Here is an 8,963-nt window from a genome sequence, read left to right on the forward strand (position 1 = left end):
GGCGCGGACCGATAGATGTCCGCGCCTGCCGCAGGATTTTAGATTTCGCCCACAGCTCTTTCAGCAGCGAGGATCTCTGCCTTGCGCTTCTCGATCATGTCGCCGATTGGCGGGCCTTGGAAGCGCTTGGCCTCGAAAGCGAACCAGATGATGACGGCCAGAACGATGAAGCCGACGGTGACCGCGAGAACCTTGTCATTCGGTGGCTGGATGGCGATGTAGATAATGATCAGCATGCCGATGGTCGCGAGGACACCGATGACCTTGAACAGTCCAGCGCCGAGGTCCCATGGTCCTGCTGCCGGCCATTTCGATGTTCCAAAGGCGAAAATACCAAGGGCGATCGGTGACAGGAAGGACAGGAAGAGGAAGATCAAGGTCGCATTGACGACGGTGACATAGAGGCTGGCTTCACCGACCGAGATGAACAATGCCCCCCAGACAAACAGCACTTCCAGGATGCCGGCGGTCCAGATCGCGGTTACGGGGGTCCGATACTTCGGGCTGACGGAAGACAAAGCCTTCGAGCCAACCGGAAGTCCCTTGTCGCGGGAGAAGGCGAAAATCATCCGCGATGCGGAGGTTACCGTTGCAAGACCGCAGATGAACTGCGCGACGAAGATGGCGACATACAAGATGGTCACCAGCCAGGCCGGCATGATCGTGTTGACCGTGTAGAAGAACACGTTCCAGCCTTGCCTTGCACCCTCGGCCATATCCGGGATGGCAATGACGAAGGAGCTGAGCATGATCCAGCCTGCAAGGGAAGACCACAGGACGGACATGACAATCGAGCGGGGCACCGAATGGGCCGCCTTCTTCGTCTCTTCCGACGTATGAGCCGAGGCATCATAACCGGTGATCGTGTAGATCGGCAGCAGCAGCCCGAGGCCGAAAATGTACCACATGCTGTCGGACTGAGGCCAAACATTGCCGCCGATTTCACCCGAATTGTTGGTGAAGGTCCACAGACGGCTGATCTCCCAGGTCGGCGCGAAATAGAGGCAGGCCACTGTCAACACGGCAGCCGTCACGAGGATCAGCGAACCGGAAAAGTCCGTGAGCTTTGCTGTCAGGCTGATGCCGAAGTGATTGATCAGAACCTGGATCAAAGTGAAGCCGGCGACGAGCAAGACCTGGGTCGCAGGCGAGACCAGACCATCCTCGCCCAACAGACCCAGCTGGGCACCGAACGTGCCACCCAGGAAAAGAGCGGTTCCGATGTTGATTGCGCCGAGAACGGTGATGAGGCCAAGGAGGTTGAGCCAGGCCGTCAGCCAGCCCGTGAAGCGGTTTCCGAGGATTGACGACCAGTGATAGAGCCCGCCCGCCGTAGGGTAGGCCGATGCGATCTGCGCCATGCCGAGCGCGAAAAACCCAGAGATGATGCAGCCGACGGGCCAGCCGATACCGATCGCGGCGCCACCGACACCGGAGGTCGCCTGAGCCAGCGAATTGATGCCGCCGGACAGAATGCAAATAATGGAGAAAGAAATCGCAAAATTCGAAAATGAACTCATGCTGCGTTCGAGTTCCTGGGCATAACCCATGGAATGCAGCACGTGCATATCCTGTTTTTTGTCTGAATCAGAGTAATCTGACATGGCATCCCCCAATGTGAAGATCGGCCGCGGGATTGCGGCGATCATGTACCTGGCCCGCCGCTTGTTTTGGCGGTTAGTGGCAGCAAAGCTGCTCCCCGTGAGGTCGTTCTGTTATTTTCCTTCGACGACACTGACCGCAGTTGCGATCAGCCCGGCGAGGTAGTCGGCCATGACCTCTTGGTCGACGGAATTGGCAATCAGGTCGTTGCGCACCTCGATCATCACGTTGGCATGACCGGCGGGCAAGGCATGCAGGCGAAGCGTATGGGTTACGCCGTCCTCCGGCCCATAGGGCGCGTTGCGTTCGACGCGATACGGCCCGGAGATAGCGGCCGACAGCGTTGCGTCTGCAAGCCGGCTGTCCGTATCGTGCAGGATACCGATCTCCACATCGCGCTTTTTGCCGAAATAGATCGGCGTGAAACTGTGCACAGTCACGACAACCGGCCGGCGTCCCTCCTGGACATAAGCGGCAAGAAGCGCGCTGACGCGATCGTGAAACGGCACATAGATCGCAGCAGTTCGGGCATAGCGCTCGGCCGGCGCAAGATCGCGATTGCCGGGTATCTCGAAGATTTCGCTGCTTTCCGGCATGGCGGCCGGCGATTCCGGCGGCCGGTTGCAGTCATAGAGCAGGCGCGAGAAACGCTGATGGACCAGTGCTGCTTCAAGCCGCGTCGACAATAGACGGGCAAGTTCAAGCGCACCGGGATCCCAGGCGATGTGGCTGACCAGCACCTCCTCTGACAGCCCCAGCTGTCCCGCCGAGATCGGCAGGCGGTGAGATGCATGTTCGCAGACCAGCACGACCGTGCCGGCCGCGCGTTCGTTCTCGACAGCCACGGCTTCACCGTCGGCTGGCGCCAGAATTCCTGACCTCAGCAGCATGCTGTTCCCCCGGGCCTGATGGCCTCTGTATTTAACGAAGAGAATTCTTCACGGAGCCCGCAGTGTCAATCCGCTTCTGAAAATTTCTCTTCAAAAGCCAGTTGACAGCCAGCAAGGGCGGGGGCTTAATCTTTGTCATAAAGCTGGCAAAGACCGGCTTAGGGGAGACAATCAGTCCTTGCTCAATGCGTCCAAGACAGTGTCGGACGTGATCCATGCTCATTTCGATGGGCTGACGCGTGCTGAACGGCAGCTGGCGGAAAGCCTGCTGGACAACTATCCTGTGTCCGGGCTCGGCAGCATCACGACTGTGGCCGAGAATGCCCGCGTATCGACACCGACCGTCGCCCGCATGGTTCAGAAGCTGGGCTACAAGGGCTATCCGGAATTCCAGGCGCACCTGCACCAGGAACTTGAAGCCACCATATCGAACCCGATCGCGAAACACGACCGCTGGGCGGCGGACGCGCCCAACCGGCACATTCTCAACCGCTTCGCCGAAGCCGTGATGAACAACCTGAGGAGTTCACTGGGCGAACTGAAGACAGCAAGCTTCGATGATGCAGCAAGTCTGCTGGGCGACCGCAACCGAGACATATATTTCGTCGGTGGCCGCATCACCGGGGCACTTGCCGAGTACTTCTTCACCCATATGCAGGTCATCCGGCCCAAGACCACGCTAATGTCATCGAATGCGAGCGCCTGGCCGCAATACGTGCTGAACATGCACGAAGGCGACGTGCTGGTGATCTTTGACATCCGTCGCTACGAGGCCGACCTGACGACGTTGGCGAAGGTAGCGAAGGCGAGCGGCGTTGAGATCATCCTGTTCACCGATCAGTGGACGTCACCGGTCGCACAGCACGCTCGTACGAGTTTCAAGCTGCACATCGAAGCACCGTCGGCATGGGACTCGTCCGTTGTGACACTTTTCGTCGTCGAAGCGCTGATTGAGGCCGTCCAGAGTTCGTCCTGGGACCAGACGCGTGAGCGCATCAACACGCTGGAGGATTTGTTCGAGCAGGCACGCCTGTTTCGAAAACCTCGATGAGCGAAGAGGGCTCGATACAGAAATTTGAGACGCGGGCCAGCCCCGTCTCAGGCAAAGGGCGGAAATTTGGGTGGGAGTTCCGTCACATAACCATAACATATCACCCCTAATTGATCGCCATCGCTGCCAACCTCAGAGGAGAACCACAGTGACCACCAAGTTCCGCAAAATGCTGTCGCTGACGACCGCACTCGTCATGACGACTTCGGCCGTCGCCTATGCTGAACCAAGCGCAGAGCTCATCGAAGCCGCCAAGAAGGAAGGCATGCTGACGACGATCGCCCTGCCCCACGACTGGTGTGGCTATGGCGCGGTAATCGACAGCTTCAAGAAGAAGTACCCGGAAATCACCGTCAACGAACTGAACCCGGACGCCGGTTCGGCTGACGAAGTCGAAGCCATCAAGGCCAACAAGGACAACAAGGGCCCGCAGGCGCCTGACGTTGTCGACGTCGGTCTCGCTTTCGGCCCGCAGATGAAGGCCGAAGGTCTTCTGCAGCCTTACAAGGTCTCGACCTGGGACGAGATTCCTGAAAACGTCAAGGACGCCGAAGGCTACTGGTATGGCGACTACTACGGCGTCATGTCGCTTCTGGTGAACAAGGACCTCGTGGCCAACACTCCGAAGGATTGGTCGGACCTTCTGAAGCCGGAATATGCCGGTCAGGTCGCTCTCGCCGGTGATCCGCGCGCCTCCAACCAGGCTATCCTCGCCGTTCTCGCAGCCGGCATGGCCGGTGGCGCAAAGGCTGGCAAGGAAGCTGGCGAAGCTGGCCTGAAGTACTTCGGCGAAATGAACAAGGCCGGCAACTTCGTGCCTGTCATCGGCAAGTCCGGCACCCTCGCCCAAGGCGCAACCCCGATCGTCGTGATGTGGGACTACAATGCCCTCTCGGCCAAGAACACGCTGGCCGGCAACCCGCCGGTTGAAGTCGTCGTTCCAGCTTCGGGCGTTCTCGCAGGCGTCTACGTTCAGGGCATCTCGGCTTACGCGCCGCATCCGAACGCAGCCAAGCTGTGGATGGAGCACCTGTACTCCGACGAAGGTCAGCTCGGCTGGCTCAAGGGCTATTGCCACCCGGCACGCTTCAACGCCATGGTAAAGGCCGGCAAGGTTCCGCAGGATCTGCTCGACGCTCTGCCGCCGGCAGATTCCTACGAAAAGGCTTACTTCCCGACGTTGGAAGAAGTCGACGCTAACAAGGCCGCGGTCACCGCCGGCTGGGATAGCGTCGTCGGCGCCAACGTTCAGTAAGGACCGAACTTGAGGAGCCGCCCCGAGCCTTACTGGGTCGGGGCGGCGCCTTTTATTCAAGAAGAACCGTGGAAAACACGGAGGAAGAGGGGCAGACAGAATGGCAATAGACAATGCCGGTACGGGACCGCTTGCCCGTCCTCGAACGCGGCTTCCGCTTCACTGGCTCGGCGTCCTGCCGTTTGCCATCTTCATTCTTCTGTTTCTCATCATGCCGACGATGAAGATCGTCATTGGCGCCTTCCAGCGCCCGGACGGCAGCTTTACCTTTGCCAATGTCCTAGGTCTGTTCACGCCCTCGATCATGGCTGCCTACTGGATCTCTATTAAAATCAGCCTGGCATCCGCCTTGCTCGGCTGCCTGATCGGCTTCTCCGTGGCCGCAGCCGTTGTGCTGGGTGGGCTGCCGCAGTGGATCCGCAGCCCGCTTCTCACCTTCTCCGGTGTCGCCTCGAACTTCGCCGGCGTACCGCTTGCCTTCGCCTTCCTCGCCACGCTCGGTCCCGTCGGTCTGCTGACCGTTTTCCTGAAAACGCAGCTTGGCATCGACCTGCGCCTGCTCGGCTTCAATCTCCTGTCCTTCTGGGGTCTGACGGTTACCTACCTCTTCTTCCAGATCCCACTGATGGTGCTCATCATTACGCCGGCCCTCGACGGCCTGAAGCGCGAATGGCGCGAAGCGGCCTCGATCCTCGGCGCAACGAACTTCCAGTATTGGCGAATGGTCGCCTTCCCGATCCTGCTGCCATCCATCCTCGGCACCATTGCGCTGCTCTTTGCCAACGCCTTCGGCGCCGTCGCAACCGCGATCGCGCTCACCGGCTCTTCGCTCAACATTGTGCCGATCCTGCTTTTTGCCCAGATCCGCGGCGACGTGCTGGGCGATCCCCATCTCGGTTATGCGCTCGCCTTCGGCATGATTACCGTGACCGGCGTGGCCAACGGGCTCTATATCTGGCTGCGCGCCCGCAGCGAAAGGTGGATGAAATGAAGCGCTTGTGGGCCTGGGCCGCGCTGACTGTCGGCCTCCTCTATTTCATCCTCCCGCTGATCGGCATGACCAACTTCTCCCTGAAGATGCGCCGTGGCGAATATTCATTTGACGCCTATGGCAAGGTCCTCGCCGATCCGCGTTTTCAGGAGACCTTCAGCTATTCGGTGACGATGGCACTGATGACAATCGTCTTCGGCGTGCTGCTCATCGTTCCAACCGCCTATTGGGTCCGGCTAAAGATGCCCGGTCTTCGCCCCTATATCGAATTCGTCACGCTGCTGCCGCTGGTCATTCCGGCAATCGTCATCGTTTTCGGCTACATCAGGCTCTACAACACATCGAGCTGGCTGCCGCTGACGGGCTCGTCCACCGGTACAAACATCCTGCTGATGTTCGGCTATGCCACGCTTGGCCTGCCCTACATGTACCGCGCCGTCGACACGGGCCTGCGCACCATCGACGTCACCACCTTGACCGAAGCCGCCCAGAGCCTCGGCGCCGGTTGGGCGACGATCATCGGGCGCATTATTCTGCCCAATGTTTCGGTGGCTGTGATGTCCGGCGCCTTCGTGACCTTCGCCATCGTCATGGGCGAGTTCACCATGGCCGCCCTTTTGAACAAGCCTGCCTTCGGACCTTACATGCAGCTGCTCGGCGCCAACCGCGCCTATGAGCCGGCGGCCCTTGCCGTGATCGCCTTCGGCATCACCTGGGGTTGCCTCGGCCTGATGCAGCTCGTCTCCCGCCTCCAGAAAACGGCCCCTCGCCAGGCCTGAGGATTTCTTTTCATGACCTTTCTGACACTGAACAGCCTCAAGAAATCCTTCGGCGCCACCCAGGTGGTGCACGACTTCAACATGGCGATCGACAAGGGGGAATTCGTCTCGTTTCTCGGTCCGTCGGGCTGCGGCAAGACCACGGTGCTGCGCATGGTGGCGGGCTTTGAAACCCCGTCTGCCGGCACCATAATCGTCGATGGCAAGGACCAGACGAGCCTGAAGCCCAACCAGCGCAACATCGGCATGGTATTTCAGGCCTATGCGCTGTTTCCCAACATGAACGTCTTCGACAATGTCGGCTTTGGCCTGAAGATCGCGGGCATGCCAAAGGCCGACATCGAGAGCCGCGTCAAGGAAATGCTGGCGCTCATTCATCTGGAACATCTGGCCGAACGCTATCCCTACCAGCTGTCCGGCGGCCAGCAGCAGCGCGTGGCGCTTGCCCGTGCGCTCGCTCCGAAGCCGCAAGTGCTGCTGCTCGACGAGCCGCTCTCGGCGCTCGATGCCAAGATCCGCGTCTCGCTGCGTGAGGAAATCCGCCAGATCCAGCAGAAGCTCGGCATCACCACCGTCTTCGTCACCCATGACCAGGAAGAGGCGCTATCGATCTCCGACCGCATCGTCGTCATGAATGCCGGCAAGGCCGACCAGATCGGTACGCCCTTCGAGATCTACAACCGCCCGACGACCCGCTTCGTCGCCTCCTTCGTCGGCACGCTGAATGTCATCGAGGCCGTGGTTGCCGACCAAAGCGCAGGACTGGTGAAGATCGGCGAGCAGACGCTCACGATCAAGGACGCCATTCCCGCCGCCAATGGCACGGCGATCCAGCTTGCCATGCGCCCGGAAGCAGGCTCGCTTTCCGATACCGCCAACGCCACCTTTGCCGGCACCGTGACCTCCAGCCAGTTTCTCGGCTCGGTCATCCGCACGCGGGTGGCAGTCGATGGCAAGACGATCTCGTTCGACACCTTCAACGATCCCGGCACGCCGCCGCCCGTGGTCGGCACCACGGTCGGCGTGAAGATCGATCCATCGGCTTTGATCGTACTCGCTGAATAATCACCGGCAAAGCCACTTTCGTTCGGGAAACGAGGTTCCGATGCGAGCTGTCTATTACGAAAGATTCGGTGTTCTGCCGGAGATCCGCACCCTGCCCGATCCGACCCCGACACCATCAGGTGTCGTCGTCGCGGTCAAGGCCACTGGCCTCTGCCGCAGCGACTGGCATGGCTGGAAAGGTCATGACCCCGATATCCGCCTGCCGCATGTGCCGGGTCACGAACTCGCCGGTACCATTGCCGCCGTCGGTCGTGATGTCAGGCGCTTCCGTGTCGGCGACCGCGTCACAGTGCCCTTCGTCTCCGGCTGCGGCCACTGCATGGAGTGCCGATCGGGCAACCAGCAGGTCTGCGAAGAACAGTTTCAGCCGGGCTTCACCCATTGGGGTTCGTTTGCCGACTATGTCGCAATCGAATATGCCGACCAGAACCTCGTCCTTCTGCCGGAAGATGTTTCCTATGACACGGCCGCCAGCCTCGGTTGCCGCTTCGCCACCTCCTTCCGTGCCGTCGTCGACCAGGGCCGGCTGAAGGGTGGCGAGTGGCTGGCCGTACACGGCTGCGGCGGTGTCGGCCTATCTGCCATCATGATCGGCGCTGCCCTCGGCGCCAATGTGATCGCCGTGGATATCGCCGAGGACAAGCTCGCTCTGGCCAAAGCCCTTGGCGCAACAGCCGCCATCAACAGCCGCAATGTTTCAGATGTTGCCGAAGCCGTGCGGGACCTGACCGGCGGTGGAGCGCATGTCTCCGTCGATGCGCTGGGTCATCCGCAGACCTGCTGCAATTCAATCTCCAATCTTCGCCGTCGCGGCCGCCATGTGCAGGTCGGGCTGATGCTCGCAGACCACGCAATGCCGCAGATCCCGATGGCGCGGGTGATCGCCCATGAACTCGAGATCTATGGCAGCCACGGCATGCAGTCCTGGCGTTACGACGCCATGCTGGAGATGATCCGTTCGGGCAGACTTGCACCGGAGAAGCTGATCGGCCGCCACATCGGCCTCAACGACGCGCCCCAGGCGCTGGCCGATATGGATCGGTTCGCCGAGAGCGGTATCACCATCATCGATCCGGCGGCTTGAACACCCGCAACCGCAAAGAAAAGCAGACCATGGCGCCTCGCATCAGCATTATCGAAAGCCTTTCCGACCCGGGAAAGGAAGGCCGCGCCAATGAGGATCGCCTCGGCTACAACGAGACCTCAGCCTTCATCTTCGACGGCGCAACCGGTCTCGGCGATCGTCAGTTTATGGAAGACTACGGCTCCGACGCCGCCTGGATCGCTGAGTTCGCCGCAACACGGCTCGCCGAGCGGCTCGACCGAGACG

General features: G+C 60.4%; 8 protein-coding genes and 1 pseudogene. 7 read left to right on the forward strand and 2 right to left on the reverse strand.

All coding sequences use genetic code 11. From position 1 onward, the window contains the following. Window positions 1-38 precede the first annotated feature (38 nt). Together IP76_RS16750 and IP76_RS16755 are read right to left on the reverse strand one after the other, a co-directional pair. The gene (locus IP76_RS16750) at window positions 39-1,604 is read right to left on the reverse strand and encodes an amino acid permease (RefSeq protein ID WP_054159390.1); all 1,566 of its coding nucleotides are present in this window, start codon (window positions 1,602-1,604) and stop codon (window positions 39-41) included. A 111-nt stretch (window positions 1,605-1,715) separates the two neighbouring features. Next, complete coding sequence (locus IP76_RS16755; protein ID WP_054159383.1) at window positions 1,716-2,492, reverse strand: N-formylglutamate amidohydrolase; 777 nt, start codon at window positions 2,490-2,492, stop codon at window positions 1,716-1,718. Window positions 2,493-2,670: 178 nt separating this feature from the next. On the opposite strand from IP76_RS16755, the gene IP76_RS16760 reads away from it, so the two are divergent. From IP76_RS16760 to IP76_RS16790, 7 genes and pseudogenes are all read left to right on the forward strand, one after another. Then, a complete protein-coding gene (locus IP76_RS16760) occupies window positions 2,671-3,543 on the forward strand; it encodes a MurR/RpiR family transcriptional regulator (protein WP_054159384.1) in 873 nt (290 codons plus the stop codon). Window positions 3,544-3,691: 148 nt separating this feature from the next. Continuing rightward, window positions 3,692-4,798 (forward strand): ABC transporter substrate-binding protein, encoded by a 1,107-nt coding sequence (locus IP76_RS16765; protein WP_054159385.1) that lies wholly within the window; start codon window positions 3,692-3,694, stop codon window positions 4,796-4,798. Between the two features lie 100 nt (window positions 4,799-4,898). After that, window positions 4,899-5,789, forward strand: a complete 891-nt coding sequence (locus IP76_RS16770) for an ABC transporter permease subunit (protein ID WP_054159386.1) — start codon at window positions 4,899-4,901, stop codon at window positions 5,787-5,789. Continuing rightward, entirely contained in the window at window positions 5,786-6,568 is a 783-nt protein-coding gene (locus tag IP76_RS16775; protein WP_054159387.1) for an iron ABC transporter permease, read from the forward strand. Before IP76_RS16770 ends, IP76_RS16775 begins: the two co-directional genes overlap by 4 nt. 12 nt (window positions 6,569-6,580) lie before the next feature. Then, on the forward strand, window positions 6,581-7,633 hold the full coding sequence (locus IP76_RS16780) for an ABC transporter ATP-binding protein (RefSeq protein ID WP_054159388.1): 1,053 nt from the start codon (window positions 6,581-6,583) through the stop codon (window positions 7,631-7,633). A gap of 40 nt (window positions 7,634-7,673) precedes the next feature. Next, window positions 7,674-8,717, forward strand: coding sequence for a zinc-dependent alcohol dehydrogenase family protein (locus tag IP76_RS16785; RefSeq protein ID WP_054159389.1), 1,044 nt, complete (start codon window positions 7,674-7,676; stop codon window positions 8,715-8,717). 29 nt (window positions 8,718-8,746) lie between these two features. Then, window positions 8,747-8,963: pseudogene (locus IP76_RS16790) on the forward strand (hypothetical protein); the annotation flags it as partial.

It is taken from the genome of Rhizobium sp. AAP43, from assembly GCF_001296045.1.
Classification (GTDB): Bacteria; Pseudomonadota; Alphaproteobacteria; order Rhizobiales; family Rhizobiaceae; genus Allorhizobium.

Bases quoted from the DNA above. Each gene is read 5' to 3' on its own strand.
- IP76_RS16750 (WP_054159390.1), bottom strand. From the start codon at position 1,604: ATGTCAGATTACTCTGATTCAGACAAAAAACAGGATATGCACGTGCTG.
- IP76_RS16755 (WP_054159383.1), bottom strand. From the start codon at position 2,492: ATGCTGCTGAGGTCAGGAATTCTGGCGCCAGCCGACGGTGAAGCCGTG.
- IP76_RS16780 (WP_054159388.1), top strand. From the start codon at position 6,581: ATGACCTTTCTGACACTGAACAGCCTCAAGAAATCCTTCGGCGCCACC.
- IP76_RS16770 (WP_054159386.1), top strand. From the start codon at position 4,899: ATGGCAATAGACAATGCCGGTACGGGACCGCTTGCCCGTCCTCGAACG.
- IP76_RS16775 (WP_054159387.1), top strand. From the start codon at position 5,786: ATGAAGCGCTTGTGGGCCTGGGCCGCGCTGACTGTCGGCCTCCTCTAT.
- IP76_RS16785 (WP_054159389.1), top strand. From the start codon at position 7,674: ATGCGAGCTGTCTATTACGAAAGATTCGGTGTTCTGCCGGAGATCCGC.